This is a genomic window from Streptosporangium album (assembly GCF_014203795.1).
Classification (GTDB): Bacteria; Actinomycetota; Actinomycetes; order Streptosporangiales; family Streptosporangiaceae; genus Streptosporangium; species Streptosporangium album.
The window spans coordinates 4,623,673-4,647,260 of the sequence record NZ_JACHJU010000001.1; the positions used below are offsets into that span (position 1 = coordinate 4,623,673).

Consider the following 23,588-nt stretch of genomic DNA (forward strand, 5'->3'; position numbering starts at 1 on the left):
GGGCAGGCGGGGAGCCTCAGACGAGCCTGCGGAGACGGCCGACGGTGCGGTTGAGGAGCGAGCGTTTCCGCGCCTGGCGCAGGGCGACGGCCTCCAGGCGGCGCTGCTCGGCCTTCTCCTTCCACCGGACGGTGTCGCGACGGCCCTTGGCCGCCGAGGCGCGCATCTCCTTGAGCTCGGCCTTCAACGCCGCGACCTGCCGCTTGGCCCGCTCGGCCTCCCGCTTGGCCCGTTCGGCCTCCGCGCGCCAGCGCACGGCCTCACGGTTACGGTCGGAGGCCCAGTACGGGTAGGCCTGCGCCGCCGGCCGGAACCGCCACGACTCGGCGTCCAGCCAGGTCGCGCCGTGCAGATCGGCGATCACGTCGTCCAGGGACTCGCCGTCGCGGGCGACGCGCAGCGCCCGGGCGGCGGAGGCGGTCCGCTCCAGGCGGGCGGCCACGACACCCGACTCGTTCTCCTCCAGCGCCACGAGCAGCAGGCCCTCGTCGTCCTTCTCCGCCTGCTGGACCAGCAGGGCCAGCGACTCGGCGCCGGGCACCCATCCGGCGGGGCAGGTGAGACGGAACGGCGCGGGGATCGAGGTCGCCGGGGCCCGCTCCACGTAGGAGACGCGGCCGTCGTGGGCGTACTGCCCGCGGACCAGCCGCAGGTCGAGGAGCGGATCGTCCAGCGGTGCCCGGCGCTCGGCGGTCAGCGACGCCCACGGGCCGGTCAGGGTGACGTGCACGTCGGGCAGGGTGCTCGCCAGCGCCCCGTCCACGCTCGCCCGGACGTCCTCGAAGGAGGCGTCGCGGGCGTCCACCACGACGTCGACATAGGGGACCAGCCACTGGCGGCCCCCGTCGGTGCGCAGCCGGCGCCGGTAGGGCACGCGGTCGGCGATGAACGGCCCGTTGTACCGCCGGACCTCTTCCGGCCTCCGCATCGCCGTCGTCGTGCCCAGATGCCAGCTGAGCGCCTCGGCGTCCGGGACGAACACCGCGCCCGTCTGGGTGAGCCGGTAGCCCAGCTCGGTGTCCTCGCCGAGCACCAGGGAGGTGTCCATCCCTCCCGCGGCCTTCAGCAGGGCCGCGGGCAGCGAGACCGTCGCGCCCACGTGGACGCGGTGCAGCAGTGAGCTGGGCGCGTCCCGGAAGCCGCGGTGGGTGGTGACGAGCTCGTCGATCCAGTGGTGCCCGTGGTCGGGGTCGAGCTCGAAGAGGGAGTCGGCCCTGTCCTTGGCGACGGCGATCTGGACCTCGGCCGGGGTGGGCGGTGTGCCCGCCATGGCGGTGAAGCGCAGCGTTCCCAGCACCACCAGGTAGTCGGCCAGGTGATGCCAGCGCATGTGCGCCTCCACGTGGTCCGCGTAGCAGACGATGTCGGCGTCCAACCGGTGGATCACCTCGCCGTCGGCGGCCGCCGTACCGGCCTCCAGGGCGTGGGCGATGCCCCAGCGGCCGGGGTCGCGGCCGACGATCCGGGTCCGTTCCGGGGCGATCTCGGGGAGCCGCAGCGGGGGAGTGCTGCCATCGTCCACAACGATCACTTCGAGGAGGTGCGCGGGGTAGGTCTGGGCGGCGAGGGCGGCCAGCGTGAGGTCGAGTCTCTCCTGCCGCCCCCTGGCGGGGATCACCACGCTCACCGACAGGTGGGGCTCCCACGCCCCCAGGGCGGGCGGGCCGAGGACCCCGTAGTCGTTGCCCGGGATCCGCGGCGCGCTCACACCTCCTCCGCGGGGAGTTCCATGAGCGCGCTGGGCCGGAAGCCCCGCCACTGGCGCTTGTTGCGCCGCAGGAACGTGCCGATCGGCTCGCGCCAGGTGTGGTTGGCGGCGTTGCCGCGCCGCAGGATGTAGCCCAGACCCTGGGTGCGGTAGATCTGCCCGCCCGCGGCCTGTACGGCGTGCTGGAACTGGGCGTCGATCGTGCCCGGCAGCGGGCGGAAGCCGCCCACGGCCTCGAAGGCGGAGCGTGCGGCGAAGATGGTCCCTCCGGCGATGAAGTTGGTGATCTGCTCGGTGACCTGCTCGCGGTGGACGGTCACCCCGATCGACGCGAGGTAGACGAACTCGGGCACCATGCCCACGACCTCGGCCCCCGAGTAGGAGTGGGCCAGGAGCAGGTCGGAGATGAAGTCGGGCCCGTACCAGTCGTCGTCGTCCATTTTCAGCAGGAACGATCCCGACGCCCTGGTCGCGGCCTCGTTCAGCACGGCTCCGAACACGGTCTCCCGGGCCGCCTCGAACACGGTGATCGGCCCCTGGTAGGAGGCCACCGCCTCCGTCACGTCGGGATGCCCGACGGGGAGTCCGTGCAGGGCGAGGATCACCTCGAACTCGGCTCCGCGCTGCCTGGCCAGCTGTTCCAGCGCGAAGCGCACCATCTCCGGGCGGCGGGTGGCCAGCAGCACCGAGGTCGTCGGCACCGGCGTGGCGGGGGCGCCCAGCTGCTCCCAGCGGGCACGGACACCATGGGTGCGCAGCGCCTCGCGGCGGAGCCGGATGCTGTGCTCCTCCCGTTCCAGGTCGTCCTTGAGCTCGGGCCCGTCGACCGAGGTGATCAGCCTGGTCAGCTCGGGGCCGAGGGCCCCCGCCCAGCGGGGCACGGCGGCGGAGAACAGCGGTACCCCCGCCGCGGCCAGCCCGGTGACGACCCGCAGCGCGGCCACGGGGCCGCTGTGGCTGCGCCGCCAGTCCACGTTCACCCCTCTGACCTGCCTGATCCGGTTCACGTCCACATCGGTGACGCAGCCGGAGGAGCCGAAGACGGTGAGCGTCCGGCCCTCACAGACGACCGCCCAGCGGCCGGACTCCACGGACAGTTCGGCCATGCCGAGCGAGGGCACCGTGAGGAAGTTCATCGGGTTGACCGAACGGTCGTCCACCGGAGGGATGGTCCGGGGCTCCGACAGGTCCCCCAGGTCGTCTCTCAGGATCTCGGCCCCGCCGGGACGGCCGATCCGCTCCCAGCTCATCAGCTCGGCGACCGGACGATCCATCGGGATCTCGCCGCCGGACCAGGCAGGCGGGTCCTGGCCGACGGTACGCACGACCAGGTCGCCGCCGCGGGCGCCGAACCGGTCGGGGACGGGGCCCGTCACCCCGGCCGGTGCCGCGTTGGGGTCGCCGGGACGCCAGTGCGCCGCTCCGGGGCCCGCCAGGCCGGCCACCGGTGCCGCGACGGCGTCCATCCGGTGCCCGGCGAACGCCCTGACCGTCGCGGCGAGCGTACGGCCGGCCGGCGTGGGCTTGGAGAATCCCGCCTCCACCACCCACGCGGGCCGCTCCGGCTGGTGCACGCGCAGTTCGGTCAGCGACCGCCAGCGGTGGGCGGGCGTGGGCGACAGCACCGGCGCGGTGTACCAGTGAGGCGTCTCCTCCACGGCCACGACGACCCGCGTGGCCATGGGCAGGGTGGACTGCAGGGTCGCGGCCCGGCGGAGATCGGTCGGCGTCCGGGCGAGCACCAGCACCTCGGCGGCACCCTCCTCGGCCCGCGGGGCACCCCCGAGGTCGCCGTCGAGGTCGATCGCCCCGTACGGTTCCAGCCCGTCAAAGGTCTCGAAGCCCGCGTAGTAGACGAGGACGCGCCGCTTGCCGTTCCGTTCCCCCGCGGCACGGACGAGGTTGAGCAGCAGGGACATCAGGCGGTCTTCCCGTGCCGCATCGCCGTCGCGATGATCCCTCTCAGCGGGCCGCGCCGCTGAGCGTCCTCCACCTGTCCGGCCTCCGCCCGCAGACGTTCGTTCTCGGCGCGCAGGCTCTCCACCTCGCCTTTCAGCCGTTCCGCCTCGCGTTTCCACCGCGCCGAGCTGGCCCGCCACCTGGCGGGATCCCCGGCGACGGGCTCCGCCTCCCCGGCGGCCGTGACGCCGAGCTCGTCCGCGCTCACCCAGAACGAGCCGAACAGCTCGTGCACCACGCCGTCGAGGTCATCGGTGCCGTCGTCCACCAGCGCCGCCCTGGCGAAGGCGGCGGTGCGTTCGAGCCTGGCCGCCCGGATGCCGGTGCCCCCCTCCTCAAGCGCCGCACTCAGCAGGCCGTACTCCTCGTCCTCGGCGAGTTTCACCAGGCCGGCGAGGCTTTCGGCGCCGAACGCCCACCCCGCGGGGCAGGTGAGGCGGAACGGCGCGGGCGCGGAGCTGTGCGGCGTCTCCTCGGTGAAGGAGACGCGCGGCTCGTGGCCGTACAGGTTGCGCACGAGCCGCGCCTCGAGCAGCGGCTCGTCCAGGGAGGAGCGGCGTCCGCCGGTGAGGGCCGGCCACGGTCCGACCACGGTGACGGCGACGTCGACGAGGGTGCCCGCGAGCGCGCTGTCCACGGTCGCCCGGACGTCCTCGTAGGAGGCGCCGTGGGCGTCGACGACGACGTGCACGTACGGCACCAGCCAGTGCCTGCGCGGGTGGCTGCGCAGCCAGCGCAGGTCGGGAATGAGATCGGGGAGCACCGACCAGTTGTGCCGGTGCACCTCCTTCTCGCGGAGCATGACCGTGGACGGGCCGAGATGCCAGGCGCGGGCCTGCGGGTCGGGGATGAAGACCGCGCCCGCCTGGGCGAGCCGGAAGCCGAGGTCGGTGTCCTCGCCCATGTTCAGCGCGGTGTTGACCCCGCCGACGCCGCGCAGGAGCGCCAAGGGGACCGACGTGGTGGCCCCCGAGTGGAGCCGGTAGGCCCCGGCGCCGGCGTCCCGCAGCCACCGGGTCTCCTCCAGCACGTCCGCCCGCCAGGTGTGCGGGGCCGACCCGTCGAACAGCTTCTCCGTGTCCCCGGCCTGTACGGCCGCGGAGACCTCCTGGGCGCTGGGCCCGTCCTCGCCGGTGGTGAACCGGACGTCGCCGAGCACGACGGCGTAGGAGGTGAGATGGTGCCAGCGCATGTGCGCCTCGAGGTGTTCCCGGTCGAGGATCATGTCGGAGTCGACCCAGTGAAGGACGTCGCCGGCCGCCGACGCCGCGCCGGTCTGGCGGGCCCAGCCCCGCCCCCACCGGCCGTCGGGCACCCGGACGAGCCGGGTGTTCGCCGGGGCGAGCTCGGGGATCCGCAGAGGTGGGTCGCTGCCGTCGTCGGCGACGATCACCTCTGTCAGGTGTGCGGGGTAGCTCTGCGCGGCCAGCCCGGCGAGCGTGCGGTCCAGCGCCTGCTGGCAGTCGTGCGCCGGGATCACCACGCTCACCCTGAGGCGCGGTTCCCAGCCGCCCAGGTCGGGCGGGAGCAGCGATCCGTAGTCGTTGTGCCTGATCCGCACGCGGGGGACGGCGGTCCGGTCGTCCTCGGAGAGCGGGGTGCGGGCGTCGCGGGGGAGAGGGGAGCCGTTACGGGCGGCGAGGTCGGCCGCGGTCATGCCTCTCCCTCTCGTCCTTCTCGCTCGGCCCGTTCGGTTCTGGCCTCCACCGCGGCCAGGCGGGGCAGCACCTCGTGGACCATCTCCTCGATCTCCAGGCGCTGGGGCATGGCGGCCATCCGGTCTTCGCCGAGAGAGATCAGGATCGCCTGCAGATCCTCGTCGCGCCTGCGCCCGTCCTCCCTGAGCAGCTCGACGATCTCGTCCAGCCGGCGGTCCAGCCGCTCCGTGGCGGCCCTGACCTTGGCGAGCTCCGCCTCATAGCGCTTGGCCCTGTTGTCGATGCGCAGGGCTTTGCCGTCGACCCTGCGGACGGTCACGACGGCGAGAACCTGGGCGGCGAGCACCATCATGATCGCGCCGAGTATGACGGCCGCCGTCACGGAGATGGCGTCGGCACCCGCGAGCAGGACCAGCGCGATCAGGACCAGCGAGCCGACGATTACCGCCAGGAGCGTCAGTTTCCGGAGCGTGGGCATCCGCGCGTACCTTTCCTACCGCTCTGTCGTGAGCTGCCATTGGGGAAGGTAATTGAGGCTATCTGCTGTTTAAGAGTAAATATGGCGATAAACAGGAAATTTGGAGCTTCCTGTTACCTGTGTGACTGCTATCAGTGATCAGCGGTGGGCATCCATGTCAAGCCCGGAGAACGGTGGCCGCCGGGCCCGACGCCGCCCGTGGCCGCGGATCCCGCGGCGGCTCCAGCCCTGGATCCATACCGGATGCCCCCATATGTCGGCTCTTCCGGCCGGGGAGCGCCCGGCCCTCGCTATCCTTCGCTGGTGCCCGCGCAGTCGCCCCCCCTCTCTGCCGTCCTGCCCGCGACCCCCGCCGGCTTCCAGCGATCGGCGACCGGAGGGACGGCGGAGCTGTCCTGGGCCGGCCAGGGGTGGCTGGCGGACGGCGAGCCGCTCGGCGACCGGCCGGACGCCACCGAGGTCGCCCGCCTTCGACCGCTGCGCGGCCTGACCGTCCGATGGCCCTCCGCCGCCGTCCCCACCGGTGCGGTCACCGCCCTGGCCGCGGCAGGGGTGCCGCTGCACGCCGCCGCCTCGCCGGCCTGGGTGGAGCCCCGCCTGGCCCGCCTGCTCGCGGACTGGACGCCCGAGGAGGGCGTCGGCGGGCCCCGCTCGGTGACCGACCTGCGCAGGGAGGAGCAGAGCGTACGGCTGCGCCGCCACGGCCTCCGCGGTGCTGATGACACGGCCGCGCCCAAGGTCAGCGTCGTGATGGCCAGCATGCGCCCGCACCTGCTGGGCTCCGCGCTCACCCAGATCGCCCGGCAGCGGCGGGTCGAGGCCGAGGTCCTGCTGGCCCTGCACGGCGTCCCCGCCGGCCACGAGGCGGTACGGCGGGCGATACGGGGATGCGACCTGCCGATCACCGTGATCGAGGCGGACGCGGCCACCCCGTTCGGGGAGGCGCTCAACACGGCCGCCTCCCGGGCGGGCGGTGAGTACGTCGCGAAGTGGGACGACGACGACTGGTACGGCCCCGAGCATCTGGCCGACCTCCTTCTCGCGAGGTCGTACGCCGGCGCGGACATCGTGGGCGCGGCGGCCGAGTTCTTCTACCTGGAGCCCCTGAACGCCACGATCCGCCGCACCGACTACACCGGCGAGATCTGGTCGGACCACGTGGCCGGCGGCACGATCCTGCTCGGCAGAGCCGCCTTCGCCGAACTCGGCGGGTTCCCCGCGCTGCCCCGCGGGGTGGACGCCGGATTCCTCAAGGCGGCCCACGCGGCCGGGGCGCGCATCTACCGCACCCACGGTCTCGGCTACGTGCTGCGGCGCTCGGTGAGCGCCGAGCACACCTGGCGGCTCTCGCTCGCCCATTTCCTGCGCGTCGCGACGAATCAGTGGCGAGGCTTCCGTCCGAGCCTGATTCTGGAAACGCCATGACAGCACGGATCACCGGTAACGACTACCGGAGCCTCACCCCGCCCGAACTCGGCGCCTGGACCCCCTCACTGCGGGTCAGCGTGGTCGTGCCCGCCTACGGCGGCCAGGACAAGCTCGACCTGGTGCTCGCCGGACTGGCGGGGCAGTCCTACCCCGCCGGCCTGACCGAGGTCATCGTGGTGGACAACGGCAGCGAACCACCGCTGCGCCTGCCGGAGATCCGGCCCGAGGGCACCCGGCTCATTACCTGCCCCACCCCCGGCAGGGCCCACGCCCGCAACGCCGGCCTCCGGGCCGCCACCGGCGACGTGATCCACTGGCTCGACTCCGACGTGGTCCTGGACCGCCGGTCGGTCGAGGCGCACATGCGCTGGCACCACGCGGCGCCCTACCTCGTGGTCACCGGCTATCTGCGTTTCACCCCGGCCGGCCTGCCCACCCCCGAGACAGTGGCGGCCACCGACGACCTGGCCGGGCTCTTCGAGCCGGCCGAGCCGCACGCCTGGCTGGTGGACCTGATCGAGCGGACCGGCGGTCTCACCGACAACCCGCACCGCGCGTTCAGCCTGCACGTGGGCGGGGCCACCTCGGTCAACGCCGCGTTGTTCACCCAGGCGGGCCCGATGGACACCGAGCTCATCCTCGGCCAGGACACCGAGATGGGCTACCGGCTCGCCCAGGCGGGCGCGGTCTTCGTGCCCGAGCCGCTGGCCCGCGCCTTCCACCTGGGCCCCACCATGCGGATGCGTGACAAGGCGCCGATCGACCGGGTCAGCCACGCGTTCGTCGCCGACCGGATCCCGAGCTACCGCTGGCTCCGCTCCCACCCCGCCCGGCAGTGGAAGGTGCCCTACCTGGAGGTGGTGGTCGAGCCCGCCGGACGGCAGGGGCCGGCGGAGGCGGACGGGCGGAAGTACGGCTACGACGAGGTCCGCGCGACCGTGGACGCCGTCCTCGCGGGCACCCTGCCCGACGTCGTGGTCACCGTCCCCGGTCCCTGGGACCGCGTCCGGGCCGAGGGACGCGCGCCGCTGACGGACCCGGACCTGGACCTCGTGCTGATCCAGGGGCACTACGCCCACGAGGGCCGGGTACGTTTCGTCTCCGGCCCCTCCGGTGAGGCGCCGGCCCTCCCGCCCCACCCGCCGGAGGCCGGGGCGGCTCCGCGGGGCGGCGATCCGCCGGAAACCGGGGTGGCCGCGCCGTACCGGCTGAGACTGCCCGCAGGGTGGGTGCCCGGGGAGGACAGCCTCGCGCGCCTGCTCGACCTGGCCAGGGACGGCGGGTACGGCCTGGTGGCGGTGCTGCTGGCCGAGGACTCCAGTGAGGCGGTCGTCGCGGCCAGGCTGGAGCGGACCGCCGCCTTCGCCCGGGCCGCGATCGTCGTGCGGGAGGGCGAGGACCTCGACGACGCCGTCGAGGACACCTTCGGGATGCTCTGGGTGGACGGCCAGACCTACGGGTTCCTGCCCGAGGCTCGGCAGCTCACCGGACGTCGCGGCGCCTACCGCGCCAGGACGGAGGCGCAGGCCGAGATCGCCCGCCTCACCAAGGAGACCGAGCGGCTCCGTGCGCAGGTGACCAGATGGCGCGACGAGGCGGGTCGCTGGCGCAAGAGCGCGGTCGAGATGCGGCGTGAGATCGGCGGGCTGCGCAAGGAGCTGGCCGCGGCCAGGAAGATCGTCCAGTACGGCCTGCTCTCGTCCGTCAAGCGGGCGATCATCCGCCGCCGATGACGCTTCCGGGCCCGGCGAGGGGGTCGTCGTGCCCGCCGCCGCGCACCGGCCCCGGCCGTGCCGGAACCGGCGGCGCCACGGAACGGGGCGGTTGACCCGCCTCAGTTCCTCCGGATCGCGGAGCGGAGCCGGGCGAGCTTGGACCTCCGCTTCTTCCTCGCGGGCGGTTTCTTCGCGGGAGCCGGTTCCTGCGCGGCCTTGTCCGCCTTGTCTGCCCGGTCCTGTGCAGGCTTGTCCGCCTTGCCCGCGGACCCGCCGGCCGGGGACGGAGGCCGAGCCGGCCAGAACTCCGTCCGGTGGCCGTGCCGTACGCCATGGGTCGCCGTGATCGAGCCGAGGGCGTCGTCGGCACCCAGCAGCCGTGCCCGGCCCAGGGCCTCGGTCCGTTCCAGCGTCGCCGAACCGTCGTCACCGAGGTCGACGACGAGCATGCCGGAGCGGTCGTTCTGGACCGCCGCGATCATCCGTTCCAGGGAGTCGTGTCCCAGCGGGACCGCGACCGGGCCCGTGAACCGGAACGGGGTCGGCGCGGGCGTGGGGGAGACCTCGTCGGCCAGCCGTACGCGCTCGTCGTGGGCGAAGTGCTCACGCAGCAGCCGCAGTTCGAAGGAGGGATCGCCGAGCACGGGGCGGCGGCCCGAGGACAGCCGTGACCAGGGGGCGACCAGGGTGACACGTACGTCGGTCACCGATCCCTCGAGCGCCGCGCTCACCGCCTCGCGCACCTGCCCGCCGGCGCCGTCGACATGGAGCACCACCTCCACGTACGGCACCAGCCACCGCCGGCCCTTGTCCTTGCGCAGGTCGCGGCGGAGCGGTACGCGGTGGGCCAGATAGGGGCCGACCGCGCGGACCGCGCGGTCGCGGTCGCGACGCTGCGCCGGAAGCCCCAGATGCACGGCCTCGGCCGCCATCTCCGGGATGAAGACCACACCGTGCGTGGCCAGCCGGTAGGCGAACTCGGTGTCCTCACCCCTGAGTACGGCGGGGTCGAGGCCGCCGACGGCGTGGAAGATCTCCCGCCGCATCGACACCGTCGGCCCGGTGCACACGTGGTAGGGGTTACGGCTGGTCCGCAGGCCGTCGGTGCGGGAGATCGTCTGCTCGGTGGAGCTGGGCAGCGCGTCCGACAGGTCGAAGACGGCCTTCAGCGAGCCCGCGCGCACGCCGTCGTACAGCCGGTCAGGGGCCAGCTCCGGCTCCTCGACGAACTTCTTCGCGCCGATGACGACCAGGTAGTCGGCCAGGTGGTGCCAGCGGGCCATCGCCTCGATGTGCTCGCGGCAGACGACCATGTCGGCGTCCAGACGATGGATGATCCGCCCCTGCGCGTCGGCGGCCCCGGTGTTGACCGCGTGGGCGATGCCCCAGTCTCCGGGGTCGGCGGTGACGAGCCTGGTGCCCGTCGGGACGATCTCCGGCAGCCGCAGGGGCGGGTCGCTGCCGTCGTCCACCACGATCACTTCCATGAGATGGCCGGGGTAGGTCTGCGCGGCCAGGGCGGCGAGGGTCAGGTCGAGTCTGCGCTGGCCACCGTGCGCGGGGATGATCACGCTCACCGGGAGCGCCGGATCCCATTCGCCGAGTGCGGGCGGAACCAGCGGGGAGTAGTCGTTGTGCCGGATCGAGGGCAGGTCGAGCCCCGCTCCATCCGTCATGTCTTCATGCCCCTTGTCTGCGTTCCCGCTTGTCAAGTCCTGTCAACCTTATCTTCGGTTGCTTAGGGTTTCCTGTGTAAAGGTGGGAAAGCCCTATGCGTTGTCCAATGGATGGACAACGCATCCCGTCATGGAGCCCATTGCCCGTAGACTCGTTGCTCAACACCGCAGGTAGCAGGTAGGACGCGCATGGTGTAGCCCTGCGCGGGAGGAGCAATCATGACCAGGGCGTGGCGTGGCCTCATCGAGGAGTACCGTGATCGACTTCCGGTGACCACGGCGACGCCCGTCGTCACGCTCCTGGAGGGAGGCACGCCTCTCGTTCCCGCGCACCGGGTCTCGGCCCTGACCGGCTGCGACGTCTATCTCAAGGTCGAGGGCGCGAACCCGACCGGCAGTTTCAAAGACCGTGGCATGACCATGGCCATCAGCAAGGCGGTCGAGGAGGGCGCGAAGGCGGTCATCTGCGCCTCCACCGGTAACACCAGTGCCTCCGCGGCCGCCTACGCGGTCCGCGCGGGCCTGACCTGCGCCGTGCTGGTGCCCCGCGGCAAGATCGCGATGGGCAAGCTGGCCCAGGCGCTGGTTCACGGCGCCACGCTGCTCCAGGTCGAGGGCTCCTTCGACGACTGCCTGGAGATGACCAGGAAGCTGTCGGCGGACTACCCCATCGCCCTGGTCAACTCGGTGAACCCGTTCCGGCTCCAGGGCCAGAAGACCGCGGCCTTCGAGATCGTGGACGCGCTCGGCGACGCGCCCGACATCCACTGCATCCCGGTGGGCAACGCGGGCAACATCTCCGCCTACTGGATGGGCTACACCGAGTACGCCCGAGACGGCCTCGCCACCCGGACGCCCCGCATGTTCGGCTTCCAGGCCAGCGGCGCCGCACCGATCGTCAACGGCGCGCCGGTTCCCCGCCCCCAGACGATCGCCACCGCGATCCGCATCGGCAACCCTGCCTCCTGGCAGCTCGCCGAGGCCGCCCGCGACGAGTCCGGCGGCGTCATCCAGGCCGTCACCGACCGCCAGATCGCCGCCGCCTACAAGCTGCTGGCCCAGGAGGAGGGCGTGTTCGTCGAGCTCGCCTCCGCCGCCGGCGTGGCCGGCCTCCTCCAGGCCCACGGACAGGGCCTCGTCGAGCCCGGCCGGCGCATCGTCTGCACAGTGACCGGCAACGGCCTCAAGGACCCCGACTGGGCCATCTCCGGCGCCCCCACCCCGGTGACGATCCCCGTCGACGCCCGCGCCGCCGCCACGGCCCTCGGGCTCGCCTAGCCTCCGCGCACACCATGACGACATCGGCCGGGCGGCGGGACGTCCCGCCGCCCGGCCGCGCACCGAACACGGCAGATAGGAGGAGGGGCTCCCTCCCTATGGCTAAGCCAGGGGCCTTTGCCCCGCAATCTCGATGACCCACACCAGCACGGTCGTCGTCCGGGTCCCGGCGACGTCGGCCAACCTCGGCCCCGGGTTCGACACGCTGGGACTGGCCCTCGCCCTCTACGACGAGGTCGAGGTCAGCCTTGTCGATCCCGGTGGCGGTCCCCGTTCCCGTAGCGTCGAAATCGAGGTCACGGGGGAGGGCGCGGGCGAGCTCGACCTCGACGAGGGCCACCTCATCGTGAGGACGATGCGGCTGACCTTCGGGCGGATGGGAGTCCCGCAGCCGCGAGGCATCCGGCTGAGCTGCCTCAACCGCATCCCGCACGCGCGGGGTCTCGGTTCCTCCTCCGCGGCGATCTGCGCCGGGATCCTCGCCGCACGGGCGCTGGCCGGCACCCCGTATCCGGCAGCGGACGGCGCGGGTGGCCGGAACGGCCCGGACGCCGCCGTCTCCGGCCATCCGCGGCCCCGGCCCGCCTTCACCGACGACGACGCCTTCGCGCTGGCCACCGAGATCGAGGGACACCCTGACAACGTGGCCCCCTGTCTCGCGGGCGGGCTGACCATCGCATGGACGGACCAGTCAAACGCGCCACATATGGTGAAACTGATCCCACATGCCGATATTCGGCCCGTGGCCATCATCCCCAGACAACGGCTCGCCACCGAGGTCGCACGGGGACTGCTCCCCAAGGACGTGCCGCACGCCGACGCGTCCGCGAACGCCGGCCGGGCCGCGCTGCTCGTCGCAGCACTGACCGGACGGCCGGAGCGGGAGCTGCTGCTGGCCGCCACCGAAGATCGGTTGCATCAGAGCTACCGCGCGCCTGCGATGCCGCAGAGCGCGGATCTGGTACAACGTCTGCGCGGGATCGGCGTCCCTACGGTTGTCTCGGGAGCGGGCCCCACAATTCTTGCGTTTTCGACAGTGGATACGCAGGATTTGATCGCACCGGAAGTGGGTACTGATTGGCACATCCAGCCACTGGATGTCGAAACCCGCGGTGCGTGCGTTGTCTCTTCCGAGACACGCTGATGCCTCTTCGACCTTCAGGGAATAGCTGTGTGCGCTGGTGATGTTAGGCTGATAGCCGCACCAGGTGCCCCCTTGTTGGGTGCGTGCTTGTCAGCCACACATCGCTGCATCGTGTCTCACTCCGTGAGGCATGAGCGTCGCAGTGGCCTCCCCGAATCCGACCCCTCTGAATGCTCCACATTCGGTTGGGGCAACGAGAGGCGGCGTTTGAGGGGACATGCGCGTTCGAATTACCTCGACACCTGGTTGCCGGTAGCAATCCGGGGGGTGTCTTCCCGGCCCCACCATCGACGAACCTCGATGGTGACGGCAGGGATGTGCCCTTCTCCGACAGTGGCGGCAGTCCGTGAGGACCGCCGAGGATCGCAACGTGCAACCCGGCCCGGTCTGTCCCACCGGGCCGACGCACCACCGGGACGATTGGCTGATCGTGGCCACGCCCGACCCCTGGGAAGGACCCATTAGTGAGCGACACCACCGAACTCCTCTCCGACGCCGCCGGCGCGCCGCCGACGGCCGGCGACACCCCCACCCGAGCCGCGGCCAAGCCGCGCCGTCGCTCCGGCACCGGCCTGTCCGCCATGGTGCTGCCCGAGCTGCAGGCCATCGCCTCCGGGCTTGGCATCAGCGGGACCGGGCGGATGCGCAAGAGCCAGCTCATCGCGGCCATCCAGGAGAAGCAGGGCGTATCAAGCGAGAACACCCCTGCTCCCGCCGCCGTCAAGGAGGCACCGCCGGCGGCTCAGACGGCTCCGGCCCCCGTGGCCGAGCCGGTCGCCGAGCGCCCGGCCCGCAGCCGCAGGGAACGTTCCCGTCCCGCGGCCGTCGAGCCCGTGGCCGAGCAGACGCCCTCCGCGCCCGAGCCCGTGGCCGCTCCCGTCGTGGAGCAGCAGCCCGAGACCGGTCAGTCCGAGGGCCGCGCCGAGCGCGGCGAGAGCCGCCGTGAGCGCGGCGACCGCCGTAGCCGCAACAGCGACCGCGGCGAGCGGACGGGCGACCGTCGCGAGCGTGCCGAGCGCGGCGACAGCCGTACCGACCAGCGCGCCGCCGACGCGGGCCAGAGCCGCGGCGAGCGTGCAGGCGACCGCAACGACCGTGGCGACCGCACAGGTGACCGCAACGACCGCGGTGACCGTGGCGACCGCGGCGACCGCGGTGAGCGTGGCGACCGCGGCCCGCAGAACCGCGGCTCGCAGGACCGGGGCCCGCAGGACCGGGGCCCGCAGGACCGGGGCGACCAGCACGGCATGGGCGAGGACGATGACCGCCGTGGCCGCCGTGGCCGGTTCCGGGAGCGCAACCGCCGCGGCCGTGACCGCTTCGACAGCAACGAGCCCGTGGTCGCCGACGACGACGTCCTGATCCCGATCGCCGGCATCCTGGACATCCTCGACAACTACGCCTTCGTGCGGACCAGCGGCTACCTTCCGGGTTCCAACGACGTCTACGTCTCGCTGGCCCAGATCCGCCGCAACGGCCTGCGCAAGGGCGACGTCGTCACCGGTGCCGTCCGGCAGCCCCGCGACGGCGAGCGCCGCGAGAAGTTCAACGCGCTCGTCCGCCTCGACACGGTCAACGGCATGGACCCCGAGCAGGCCCGGCAGCGGCCGGACTTCAACAAGCTCGTCCCGCTCTACCCACAGGAGCGGCTCCGCCTGGAGACCGAGCCGAACGTCCTGACCACCCGGATCATCGATCTGGTGGCGCCCATCGGCAAGGGCCAGCGTGGCCTCATCGTCTCTCCGCCCAAGGCCGGCAAGACGATGGTGCTCCAGTCGATCGCCAACGCGATCACCCGCAACAACCCCGAGTGCCACCTGATGGTCGTCCTGGTCGACGAGCGTCCGGAAGAGGTCACCGACATGCAGCGGTCGGTGAAGGGCGAGGTCATTCACTCGACCTTCGACCGTCCGGCCGAGGACCACACCACGGTGGCCGAGCTCGCCATCGAGCGGGCCAAGCGGCTGGTGGAGCTGGGCCACGACGTCGTCGTGCTGCTCGACTCGATCACCCGTCTGGGCCGGGCCTACAACCTGGCGGCTCCGGCCTCCGGCCGGATCCTGTCCGGCGGTGTCGACTCGACCGCGCTCTACCCGCCGAAGCGCTTCTTCGGCGCCGCCCGCAACATCGAGAACGGCGGCTCGCTGACGATCCTCGCCACGGCGCTGGTGGAGACCGGCTCCAAGATGGACGAGGTCATCTTCGAGGAGTTCAAGGGCACGGGAAACCTGGAGCTCAAGCTCAACCGTTCGCTCGCCGACAAGCGAATCTTCCCCGCGGTGGACGTCGACGCGTCCGGCACCCGTAAGGAAGAGATCCTCATGTCGAAGGACGAGCTGCAGATCACCTGGAAGCTGCGGCGCGTGCTGCACGCCCTGGACATGCAGCAGGCCCTGGAGCTTCTCCTGGAGAAGATGAGGGAGACCAAGTCCAACGCGGAGTTCCTCCTCCAGGTCCAGAAGACGACGGTCAGCTCCGACCGCGACTGACACCACCTGGTTGCACGGCTCGCGCCCCGGCCTCCCGGCCGGGGCGCTCGTCGTCTCCGGGCTCTTGTGCGGACGCCCTCCTCGGGATATTCATACGTCAGGACGCCTGGCTGTCTCGTTCACCGCGTCCTGGGTTCCGGCACGCCCGAACGGCCCGGGACGAGTCCCGGGCGCGCGCCGTGATCACAGCGTGTGGAGCCAGAGGGGGGCGCATGACGGCCGAGACGGCAGTTGGCCGGCCGGTGGCGCGCACGCCACTGCGCCGGCGTGTGCCGCTGGGGCCCAACGGGCCGCTGGGCATGCTCGTCGACCCGATGACCTGGCGTGCCGTGCCGTACATGCTGGCGAGCATGTTCTACGGCATCGCGTGCTTCGCCTTTCTGGCGTCCGCGATCCCGGTCGCGCTCGCCCTGGTGATCGTCTGGGTGGGAGTGCCCCTGCTCGCGCTGACCATGTTCGTCTGGCGCGGTGCGGCGATGCTGGAGCGCAGGCTGCTCCGGCTGGCCTTCGGCGTCAGGATCCGTGATCCCTACCGGCCATCCCAGCGCAAGAACCTGTTCTTGCGCTGGAAGGACGTGCTCGTCGATCCGGCGACCTGGAAAGACCTCCTTTACGTGCTGCTGTTGCTGCCGATCGGGATCGTGGAGTTCGTCGTCTCCATGGTCCTGTGGTGTCTGGCGTTCGGCCTGATCGTCGCGCCCCTGGCCCTGCTGCTCGGCGGCGATCCACTGACGATCACCGATGGTCTGCTGATCGACTCCGTTCCGAAGGCGCTGCTCTGCCTGCCCGTCGGGGTGGGGGTCTTCTTCGTCGCGCTCTACGCGACGCGGGGGATGGCCTGGCTGCACATGCTGCTCGGCGTCGCGCTGCTGAGCACGGGGGAGAAGAGCCTGCTGGCGGCGCGGGCGGCGCACCTGCGGGCCAGTCGCGCGCGCGGGGTCGACGCGGCCGAGGCGGAACGGCGCAGGATCGAGCGCGACCTGCACGACGGCGCCCAGCAGCGGCTGCTCGCCGTCGCCATGGACCTGGGGCGGGCCCAGGCCAAGATGGACTCCGATCCCCAGGCCGCCCGGGAACTCCTCGCCCAGGCCCATGCCGGCACCAAGGCGGCCATCGCCGAACTACGCGATCTCGCGAGAGGCATCCACCCGGCGATCCTCACCGACCGGGGACTGGACGCGGCGCTCTCCTCGCTCGCGGCCAGGGCGCCGATGCGGGTGGATCTGTCGGTGAAGATCACCCACCGTCCTCCGGCCGCCGTGGAGAGCATCGCCTACTTCATCGTGGCCGAGTCCCTGACGAACATGGTCAAGCACTCCGAGGCGAGCGAGGCGTTCATCCGGGTCAGCCGTCAGGGCCAGCGGGTCGTCGTCGAGGTGTACGACAACGGGGTCGGCGCCGCGGTGCCGAGCGCCGGAGGCGGCCTGGCGGGACTGGCGGACCGGGCCGCGACCATCGACGGCACCCTGAGCGTGGACAGCCCGCCCGGCGGTCCCACGCTGATCCGCGCCGAACTCCCCTGCGAGTGGTGAACACTTGGGCCCATGCGGGTGGTGATCGCCGAAGACTCGGTGCTGTTGCGTGAGGGGCTGGCCCGGCTGCTGGCCGACGGCGGGATCGAGACGGTCGGGGTGGCGGGAGACGGCCCCGGGCTGGTGACCGCGGTGGCCGAGCACGACCCCGACCTGGCCATCGTGGACGTGCGGATGCCGCCGAGCCACACCGACGAGGGGTTGCGTGCCGCGCTGGATGTCAGGTCACGGCGGCCGGGTCTGCCGATCCTGGTGCTGTCGCAGTACGTCGAGCAGCAGTACGCCACCGAGCTGATCGGCGGGGGAGTGTCGGCGGTCGGTTACCTGCTCAAGGAGCGGATCGCCGACGTGGCGGAGTTTCTCGACGCGGTACGCCGGGTGGCGTCCGGAAGGACGGTCATCGATCCCGAGGTGATCGCGCAGCTACTGAGCCGCCACCGCCGGGACGACCCCCTGGACTCCCTGACCGCCAGGGAACGGGAGGTCCTGGCGCTGATGGCCGAAGGCCGTTCCAACACGGCGGTCGCCGCGCGCATGGTCGTCACCGACGGCGCCGTGGAGAAGCACATCTCCAGCATCTTCGCCAAGCTCGGCCTCGAACCGGCCTCCGACGACCACCGCCGGGTCCTGGCCGTGCTCGCCTATCTGGGGAGATGACAGAGCGCCCGGAGCCGGCCGCCTCCGGGCGCTCCCGGCCGTCCCCGTACGGCCGCGCCCGGAGGGGACCGGGAACGGCCCGGCCTCCGTGTGCCTCCTAGCGGACGTCGACGAACTCGTAACCGGACCTGGCCTTGGAGGTCTTGCCGGTCCCGGCGGTCTGAGCGCGCCAGTAGGCGTCGGACTTCGGCGTGACGGTCTTACTGAACCGGCCGCTGCCGTCCGCCTTCACGGAGTAGGCGAGCTTCCAACCGGAAGATCCCGTCTTCTTGCAGTAGAGCCCGACCTTCTTGCCGGAGTAGGCCGAGCCGTTCCGGTAGGCCTTGCCGTACAGGCGGACCTTCCCGCCCTTCTTGATCTTGTGCGCGCTCACGTCGAAGGTGACCTTCGCCCTGGCTCTGGTGCCGGCCCGGACCCAGAAGCTGCCGGCGTTGCCGAACTTGACGCTCTCCTTTCCTCGCGTGACGGTCAGCTCCAGGCTCCAGGGCCCCTTGGCGTAGTCGTCGTCGAACCAGGTCTTCCGCTCCCACCGGCCTGCGGTGGCGCCTTCGGAGAGCTTGACGTCGACGGAATCGTCGGTGTCGTCGCTGAGGAGACGGGCGGTGACCGAGGAGGCGCCGATGACGTTCGCACGGATGTCCACCCCGGTCTCCTCGCCGGGGACGAGGACGACCGGATCCGTCACGGAGGCGCTGATGTACTTGAGCCGCGGGGCGACCGTGACCTCCGCGCAGCTCTCACGGGTCTGGTGACCCCGGGTGATCAGCAGGCGGACCCGCCACCTGCCGTCCCTGTCGGCCTTCGTGACTTTGAAGCGGCCCTTGACCTTGATGTCGGCCGGAGCGGCAGCGGCCCCGTCCGGCGGCTCGGGGATCTGCTCGACGAGGGCTCGGTCCCAGGTGGTCTCGCCGGCCCTCTGGAACTGGGCGCTCAGCCCGGTCACATTCCTGCCGAGCTTCCCGTCGTAGCCCTTCACGTACGGGTTCTCGACGGTGGCCTCGAAGTCGAACGTGGCGTCGTCCTTGAGGGGGACGTAGGCGTCGTCGGCAGTGATGCCGGTGACGTCCGTGGTGGTGAGCGCGCAGGCCGTCGCGGTGTCCCCGGTCGGTGCGGCGAGAGCGGTCGCCGTACCGGCGGTGAAGACGGCAGCCCCCGTCGCGGTCGCCAGAAGCAACCGCGTCCTTTTCCTCATCTGGTCCCCTTACTGAGGCGAAAGGTAGCTAAAGTTGCGTTTTGGACACCGGAGCCTAGTGGGACCACCGTGACCCGTCTATCGACTCAGGTCAGACGGGTGGGGAATGACTTGTGGCCTGGGATGGTTGGAGGATCTGGCACACTGGTAGCGAACCGCAGCGGTTCCGGTTCCCGCCCGCGCGCACCACAGTGTGCACACCGCGCGCAAGCCTGACAGGCGAGAGACAGTGGCGACCCGGCGACCGCGCTCTGGAGAGGAACGCAGAATCATGAAGCCCGACATTCACCCGGAGTACGTCACCACCGAGGTGACCTGCACCTGTGGTAACACGTTCACCACGCGCAGCACCGCCACGAGCGGCGCGATCCACGCCGACGTGTGCTCCGCCTGCCACCCGTTCTACACGGGCAAGCAGAAGATCCTGGACACCGGTGGCCGGGTGGCGCGCTTCGAGAAGCGCTTCGGCAAGAAGACCACGGGCCAGTAGCCCGCACTCGACGCCGACCCGGAACCACCCCCTGTTTCCGCCGGGGGTGCGCCCGGGTCGGCGTTCGTGGTGATGAGGCAGGCTCCGTAGGTTTCAGGAAGGACGCACGGTGAATCTCGACGAGCTGCTCAGTGAGTATGCCGAGCTGGAACTCAAGCTCGCCGACCCCGCCGTGCACGCCAACCAGACGCAGGCGCGTAACTTCGGCAGGCGTTACGCCGAGCTGACCCCGATCATCACCACCTACCGGGAGCTCGAAGGCGTCCAGAACGACCTGGGCACCGCCAGAGAGCTGGCCGCCGAGGACGAGGCCTTCGCCGAGGAGGCCAGAGAGCTCGAGGGCCGCATCCCCGAACTGGAGGACCGGCTCAGGCACCTGCTCATCCCGCGTGATCCCAATGATGACAAGGACATCATCATGGAGATCAAGGCGGGCGAGGGCGGTGAGGAGTCGGCGCTGTTCGCCGGAGACCTCCTGCGGATGTATCTGCGGTATGCCGAGCGGGTCGGCTGGAAGACCGAGCTCATCGACGCCACCCACTCCGATCTGGGCGGCTACAAGGACGTCACGGTCGCGCTGAAGGCCAGGGGCGACGACGGCGTCTGGTCGAGGCTGAAGTTCGAGGGCGGCGTGCACCGCGTCCAGCGGGTGCCGGTCACCGAGTCGCAGGGCCGCATCCACACCAGCGCGGCGGGTGTCCTGGTCTATCCGGAGGCCGAGGACGTCGACGTCCAGATCGACCCGAACGACCTCCGCGTCGACGTCTACCGTTCCAGCGGTCCCGGAGGCCAGAGTGTCAACACCACCGACTCGGCCGTGCGGATCACGCACATCCCGACCGGGGTGGTCGCCTCCTGCCAGAACGAGAAGAGCCAGCTCCAGAACAAGGAGTCGGCCATGCGCATCCTGCGGGCCCGCCTGCAGGCCATAGCCGAGGAAGAGGCCAACGCCGCCGCGATGGCCGAGCGTAAGTCTCAGATCCGGACGGTCGACCGCTCCGAGCGCATCCGCACCTACAACTTCCCCGAGAACCGCATCTCCGACCACCGTGTCGGCTTCAAGGCCTACAACCTTGACCAGGTGCTGGACGGTGACCTGACGGCCGTCATCCAGTCCCTGCTCGACGCCGAGATGGCGGAGAAGCTCGCCGCCCACTCATAGAACGCGCTCATGACCTTTCTGCTGGACGAGATCGCCCTCGCCACCGCCCGGCTCGCCGAGGCAGGTGTGCCGTCGCCGCGCACCGACGCCGAGGAGATCGCCGCATTTGTCCACGGTGTACGGCGCAGCGAGCTGCACAATGTGACGGACTCCGACTTCGACGCGCTGTTCTGGGAGGGCGTCGCCCGGCGTGAGGCCCGCGAACCACTCCAGCACATCACCGGGCGCGCGTACTTCCGCTATCTGTCCCTGGAGGTCGGGCCGGGGGTGTTCGTGCCGCGCCCGGAGACCGAGGTCGTGGCCGGATGGGCCATCGAGCGGCTGCGGGAGATGGACGTCGCCTCCCCGGTGGTCGTGGACCTCGGCACCGGCTCGGGCGCCATCGCGCTGTCCATCGCCCAGGAGATCGCGCTGGCCACGGTCCACGCGGTCGAGGTCGACCCGGACGCCTACCACTGGGCCAAGCGCAACATCCTTGAGCACGGCCAGGGCCGGGTCCACCTGCACCCGGAGGACCTGTCCGACGCCCTGTCCGAGCTGGACGGCCAGGTGGACCTGGTCATCTCCAATCCGCCCTACATCCCGCCCGGCGCGATCCCCCGCGACCCCGAGGTGCGCGACTACGACCCGCACCGGGCGCTGTACGGCTCCGGCAGCGACGGCCTCGACGAGGTCAGGGCGGTGGAACGGACCGCCAGGCGGCTGCTGCGCGCCGGAGGGTTCGTCGCGGTGGAACACGCCGACGAGCAGGGCACCCCGGTCTATCTCATCTTCTCCGAGGACAACGGCTGGCGCGATGTCCGCAGCCGCCAGGACCTCACCCGCAGGGACCGCTTCGTCACCGCCCGATTCGGCCAGGAATAGGATGGCACGCGTGAGTCGACGTTATGACTGCACGGACGCTGAGCAGCGAGCCGCCGGGTTGACCGACGCCGCGTCAACCGTACGGCGGGGCGAGCTCGTGGTGCTCCCGACCGACACCGTCTACGGCATAGGCGCCGACGCCTTCACGCCGGCCGCCGTCACCTCTCTGATCGAGGCCAAGGGGCGGGGCCGGGACATGCCGGTGCCCGTGCTGGTCGGCACCGTGCGCGCCGCCACCGCCCTCGTGGAGAACCTCGGCCCCTACGGCCAGGACCTCGTCGACTCCTTCTGGCCCGGCCCGCTCACGCTGATCTGCCGGGCGAACCGGTCGTTGTCGTGGGATCTCGGAGACACCAAGGGCACCGTCGCCATCCGGATGCCGCTGCACGCGGTCACTCTTGAGCTGCTCAAGGAGACCGGCCCGATGGCCGTGTCCAGCGCCAACCGCTCCGGAGCCCCCGCCGCCACCACGGCGGCCGACGCCGAGAAGCAGCTCGGCGAGTCGGTCGCGGTCTACCTCGACGGCGGCCCGTGCGTCGACAACGTCCCATCCACGATCCTCGATCTGACCACGGCGGTGCCCAGGCTGCTGCGCCGTGGCGCCATCTCGGTGGAGAAGCTGCGCGGTGTGATCGGTTACGTGGCGACGGACGCGGGCCCGGAGTCCGACGACTGAACGGCGGATCACGGTCCAGACCGTGATCCATGCCGTCTGATTATCCTCGTGACGCGGGGCTGTCTCCCCGGTACCGTGAAGTCCGCCGACACTTCCGGGAGACCTCCATGGGCAAGTTCGACGGAATGGACCCCAAGCTGGTCCGTGATCTGCTGCATGAGGTCCGGCGGGCGGCCACGGAGATGCGGGAGACCGAGGCCCAGATCCTCCAGCTGATGAACAGGGCGGATCTCTCTTCGACCTCCTCCCACCGTCCGGCGCGGATCGCCGACGCCGGTGACGCGATGGTCCGCGACGTCACCGCCCGCGTGACGCTGCTGGAGAAGAAGATCAAGCACGATGTGTCGCCGCCGACCGAACCGAAGGCGGGAGAGCCGAAGGCCGAGAACCCGGAGCCGGACGCCGGCTCGCAGACCAGAGCGGATGCGAAGCCGGACACGCCGAAGGTCGAGGATCTGAAACCCGCTGTCCCCAAGGGTGACGAGGGTCCGCCGCGGGATCAGCCGCAGTCTCAGGGTCAGCCGGCGGACGATCAGCCCAGGGACGGCGCGAAGCCTGATCCGAAGCCGGACACCGGTTCGGAGAGCACGCCCGACAGCGGTGCGGACTCCAAGCCGGACACCGGTTCCAAGGGGGATGAGACATCTCCCCGTGACGGGGGCTCCCTCCCCGACACGTCCCGGAACGCGCCCGAGTCTCAGAACGAGAGCGTCTCCGACGGTGGTGCGGATTCCAAGCCGGATGCCGGTTCCAAGGGTGATGAGCGCTCTCCCCGGGACGGTGGCGCCACCACCGGTATCGAGGTTCTGGACACCGCCCGGCAGGACCACCCCGACGACGTCGACCAGCGCGGAGACATGAAGCCAAGGGTGGTGGCGGTGGACGGGGTGCAGGTGTTGCAGATCCCGCTCGACTCGCCCACAGCGGCGGAGGTCACCGAGCTGCTGAAGAACATCGAGGACATCCCGCCGCTGGACATGCCCGCGGCCGACGGCGTCCCCGACGCGACCGGAGTGCCGTCCGACCGGATCGACTTCGATCAGACGCAGACATGGGATGACTCCGCGGCCTCCATCCCCGACACGGTCGAGCCCGTCCCCGACCAGACGATCCAGCCGCCGGGCACCGGCGGGGAGACGGACGCTCCCTCCACCGGCACTCTTCCCGAGAGCGGGAGGACACCGTCCTCCGAGACCACGGTCGGGGAGTCGGCCGCGTGGTGGGCGGACGACGGCAGCGACGTGGTCTCCGTCCAGACGGCCCCGCCGGACGTCGACGCGGTCAAGACACTCGCCGACAACGCGCGCGGCATCGAGCCGATGGACATGCCGAGCGTGCGGGTGCCCGATGGGGAGACCTGGGGCGAGGGCGGGTGGACGCCCATGGACATCGGGCCCGACGGCCGGTCGGGCGACGTGGACCCGGGAGACCCGCCCCGGCCGATTCCGCCACCCGGCGGCCGGTCGGGCGGGCAGTAGCGTG

18 protein-coding genes are annotated in these 23,588 nt (G+C 71.3%); 12 read left to right on the forward strand and 6 right to left on the reverse strand.

Going from position 1 to position 23,588, the window contains the following annotated elements; all coding sequences use genetic code 11:
• Positions 1-16: 16 nt before the first annotated feature.
• The 4 genes from FHR32_RS22055 to FHR32_RS22070 are packed head-to-tail and all read right to left on the reverse strand — an operon-like array spanning position 17 to position 5,803.
• Positions 17-1,708: a glycosyltransferase gene (locus FHR32_RS22055; RefSeq protein WP_184756025.1), complete on the reverse strand. Its 1,692-nt coding sequence runs from the start codon at positions 1,706-1,708 to the stop codon at positions 17-19.
• Positions 1,705-3,627: a glycosyltransferase family 2 protein gene (locus tag FHR32_RS22060; RefSeq protein WP_184756026.1), complete on the reverse strand. Its 1,923-nt coding sequence runs from the start codon at positions 3,625-3,627 to the stop codon at positions 1,705-1,707. Before FHR32_RS22060 ends, FHR32_RS22055 begins: the two co-directional genes overlap by 4 nt.
• Positions 3,627-5,324: a glycosyltransferase gene (locus tag FHR32_RS22065; protein WP_184756027.1), complete on the reverse strand. Its 1,698-nt coding sequence runs from the start codon at positions 5,322-5,324 to the stop codon at positions 3,627-3,629. The genes FHR32_RS22060 and FHR32_RS22065 overlap by 1 nt, the downstream gene beginning before the upstream one ends.
• Positions 5,321-5,803, reverse strand: coding sequence for a hypothetical protein (locus tag FHR32_RS22070; protein ID WP_184756028.1), 483 nt, complete (start codon positions 5,801-5,803; stop codon positions 5,321-5,323). The genes FHR32_RS22065 and FHR32_RS22070 overlap by 4 nt, the downstream gene beginning before the upstream one ends.
• A 303-nt stretch (positions 5,804-6,106) precedes the next feature.
• On the opposite strand from FHR32_RS22070, the gene FHR32_RS22075 reads away from it, so the two are divergent.
• Both FHR32_RS22075 and FHR32_RS22080 read left to right on the forward strand, forming a co-directional pair.
• On the forward strand, positions 6,107-7,228 hold the full coding sequence (locus tag FHR32_RS22075) for a glycosyltransferase family 2 protein (protein WP_184756029.1): 1,122 nt from the start codon (positions 6,107-6,109) through the stop codon (positions 7,226-7,228).
• Entirely contained in the window at positions 7,225-8,964 is a 1,740-nt protein-coding gene (locus FHR32_RS22080; RefSeq protein ID WP_184756030.1) for a glycosyltransferase family 2 protein, read from the forward strand. Before FHR32_RS22075 ends, FHR32_RS22080 begins: the two co-directional genes overlap by 4 nt.
• 101 nt (positions 8,965-9,065) lie before the next feature.
• Here FHR32_RS22080 and FHR32_RS22085 read toward each other — a convergent pair whose 3' ends face one another.
• Positions 9,066-10,622, reverse strand: a complete 1,557-nt coding sequence (locus tag FHR32_RS22085; RefSeq protein ID WP_184756031.1) for a glycosyltransferase family 2 protein — start codon at positions 10,620-10,622, stop codon at positions 9,066-9,068.
• Between the two features lie 219 nt (positions 10,623-10,841).
• Between FHR32_RS22085 and thrC the strand changes: the two genes are divergently transcribed.
• The 5 genes from thrC (at position 10,842) to FHR32_RS22110 (ending at position 17,722) form a co-directional block, all read left to right on the forward strand.
• On the forward strand, positions 10,842-11,900 hold the full coding sequence (gene thrC, locus FHR32_RS22090; protein ID WP_184756032.1) for a threonine synthase: 1,059 nt from the start codon (positions 10,842-10,844) through the stop codon (positions 11,898-11,900).
• A 133-nt stretch (positions 11,901-12,033) separates the two neighbouring features.
• On the forward strand, positions 12,034-13,044 hold the full coding sequence (locus FHR32_RS22095; RefSeq protein ID WP_184756033.1) for a homoserine kinase: 1,011 nt from the start codon (positions 12,034-12,036) through the stop codon (positions 13,042-13,044).
• A gap of 464 nt (positions 13,045-13,508) precedes the next feature.
• Positions 13,509-15,533 (forward strand): transcription termination factor Rho, encoded by a 2,025-nt coding sequence (gene rho, locus FHR32_RS22100; protein ID WP_184756034.1) that lies wholly within the window; start codon positions 13,509-13,511, stop codon positions 15,531-15,533.
• Between the two features lie 212 nt (positions 15,534-15,745).
• Positions 15,746-17,065: a sensor histidine kinase gene (locus FHR32_RS22105; protein WP_184756035.1), complete on the forward strand. Its 1,320-nt coding sequence runs from the start codon at positions 15,746-15,748 to the stop codon at positions 17,063-17,065.
• Positions 17,066-17,077: 12 nt separating this feature from the next.
• The gene (locus FHR32_RS22110; protein ID WP_184756036.1) at positions 17,078-17,722 is read left to right on the forward strand and encodes a response regulator transcription factor; all 645 of its coding nucleotides are present in this window, start codon (positions 17,078-17,080) and stop codon (positions 17,720-17,722) included.
• Positions 17,723-17,819: 97 nt separating this feature from the next.
• Here the strand turns inward: FHR32_RS22110 and FHR32_RS22115 are convergent, their stop codons facing one another.
• Complete coding sequence (locus tag FHR32_RS22115) at positions 17,820-18,914, reverse strand: hypothetical protein (RefSeq protein ID WP_184756037.1); 1,095 nt, start codon at positions 18,912-18,914, stop codon at positions 17,820-17,822.
• A gap of 271 nt (positions 18,915-19,185) precedes the next feature.
• Here FHR32_RS22115 and rpmE point away from each other — a divergent pair, with 271 nt between their 5' ends.
• The 5 genes from rpmE to FHR32_RS22140 all read left to right on the forward strand — a co-directional run bounded on the left by rpmE (position 19,186) and on the right by FHR32_RS22140 (position 23,584).
• Complete coding sequence (gene rpmE / locus FHR32_RS22120) at positions 19,186-19,404, forward strand: 50S ribosomal protein L31 (RefSeq protein WP_184756038.1); 219 nt, start codon at positions 19,186-19,188, stop codon at positions 19,402-19,404.
• A gap of 109 nt (positions 19,405-19,513) precedes the next feature.
• Positions 19,514-20,566, forward strand: coding sequence for a peptide chain release factor 1 (gene prfA, locus FHR32_RS22125; RefSeq protein WP_184756039.1), 1,053 nt, complete (start codon positions 19,514-19,516; stop codon positions 20,564-20,566).
• Positions 20,567-20,575: 9 nt separating this feature from the next.
• On the forward strand, positions 20,576-21,430 hold the full coding sequence (gene prmC / locus FHR32_RS22130) for a peptide chain release factor N(5)-glutamine methyltransferase (protein WP_184756040.1): 855 nt from the start codon (positions 20,576-20,578) through the stop codon (positions 21,428-21,430).
• Position 21,431: 1 nt separating this feature from the next.
• Positions 21,432-22,106, forward strand: coding sequence for an L-threonylcarbamoyladenylate synthase (locus FHR32_RS22135; RefSeq protein WP_221465507.1), 675 nt, complete (start codon positions 21,432-21,434; stop codon positions 22,104-22,106).
• 107 nt (positions 22,107-22,213) lie between these two features.
• Positions 22,214-23,584 carry an MSCRAMM family adhesin gene (locus FHR32_RS22140; protein WP_184756042.1) on the forward strand — a complete coding sequence of 457 codons (1,371 nt, stop codon included), beginning with the start codon at positions 22,214-22,216 and terminating at the stop codon, positions 23,582-23,584.
• Positions 23,585-23,588 lie beyond the last annotated feature (4 nt).

Excerpts from the sequence above, each read along its gene's own strand:
- FHR32_RS22060 (WP_184756026.1), bottom strand. The coding sequence starts at position 3,627 with ATGTCCCTGCTGCTCAACCTCGTCCGTGCCGCGGGGGAACGGAACGGC.
- FHR32_RS22065 (WP_184756027.1), bottom strand. The coding sequence starts at position 5,324 with ATGACCGCGGCCGACCTCGCCGCCCGTAACGGCTCCCCTCTCCCCCGC.
- FHR32_RS22070 (WP_184756028.1), bottom strand. The coding sequence starts at position 5,803 with ATGCCCACGCTCCGGAAACTGACGCTCCTGGCGGTAATCGTCGGCTCG.
- FHR32_RS22080 (WP_184756030.1), top strand. The coding sequence starts at position 7,225 with ATGACAGCACGGATCACCGGTAACGACTACCGGAGCCTCACCCCGCCC.
- FHR32_RS22085 (WP_184756031.1), bottom strand. The coding sequence starts at position 10,622 with ATGACGGATGGAGCGGGGCTCGACCTGCCCTCGATCCGGCACAACGAC.
- thrC (WP_184756032.1), top strand. The coding sequence starts at position 10,842 with ATGACCAGGGCGTGGCGTGGCCTCATCGAGGAGTACCGTGATCGACTT.
- FHR32_RS22095 (WP_184756033.1), top strand. The coding sequence starts at position 12,034 with ATGACCCACACCAGCACGGTCGTCGTCCGGGTCCCGGCGACGTCGGCC.
- FHR32_RS22105 (WP_184756035.1), top strand. The coding sequence starts at position 15,746 with ATGACGGCCGAGACGGCAGTTGGCCGGCCGGTGGCGCGCACGCCACTG.
- FHR32_RS22110 (WP_184756036.1), top strand. The coding sequence starts at position 17,078 with ATGCGGGTGGTGATCGCCGAAGACTCGGTGCTGTTGCGTGAGGGGCTG.
- FHR32_RS22115 (WP_184756037.1), bottom strand. The coding sequence starts at position 18,914 with ATGAGGAAAAGGACGCGGTTGCTTCTGGCGACCGCGACGGGGGCTGCC.
- rpmE (WP_184756038.1), top strand. The coding sequence starts at position 19,186 with ATGAAGCCCGACATTCACCCGGAGTACGTCACCACCGAGGTGACCTGC.
- prmC (WP_184756040.1), top strand. The coding sequence starts at position 20,576 with ATGACCTTTCTGCTGGACGAGATCGCCCTCGCCACCGCCCGGCTCGCC.
- FHR32_RS22135 (WP_221465507.1), top strand. The coding sequence starts at position 21,432 with ATGGCACGCGTGAGTCGACGTTATGACTGCACGGACGCTGAGCAGCGA.
- FHR32_RS22140 (WP_184756042.1), top strand. The coding sequence starts at position 22,214 with ATGGGCAAGTTCGACGGAATGGACCCCAAGCTGGTCCGTGATCTGCTG.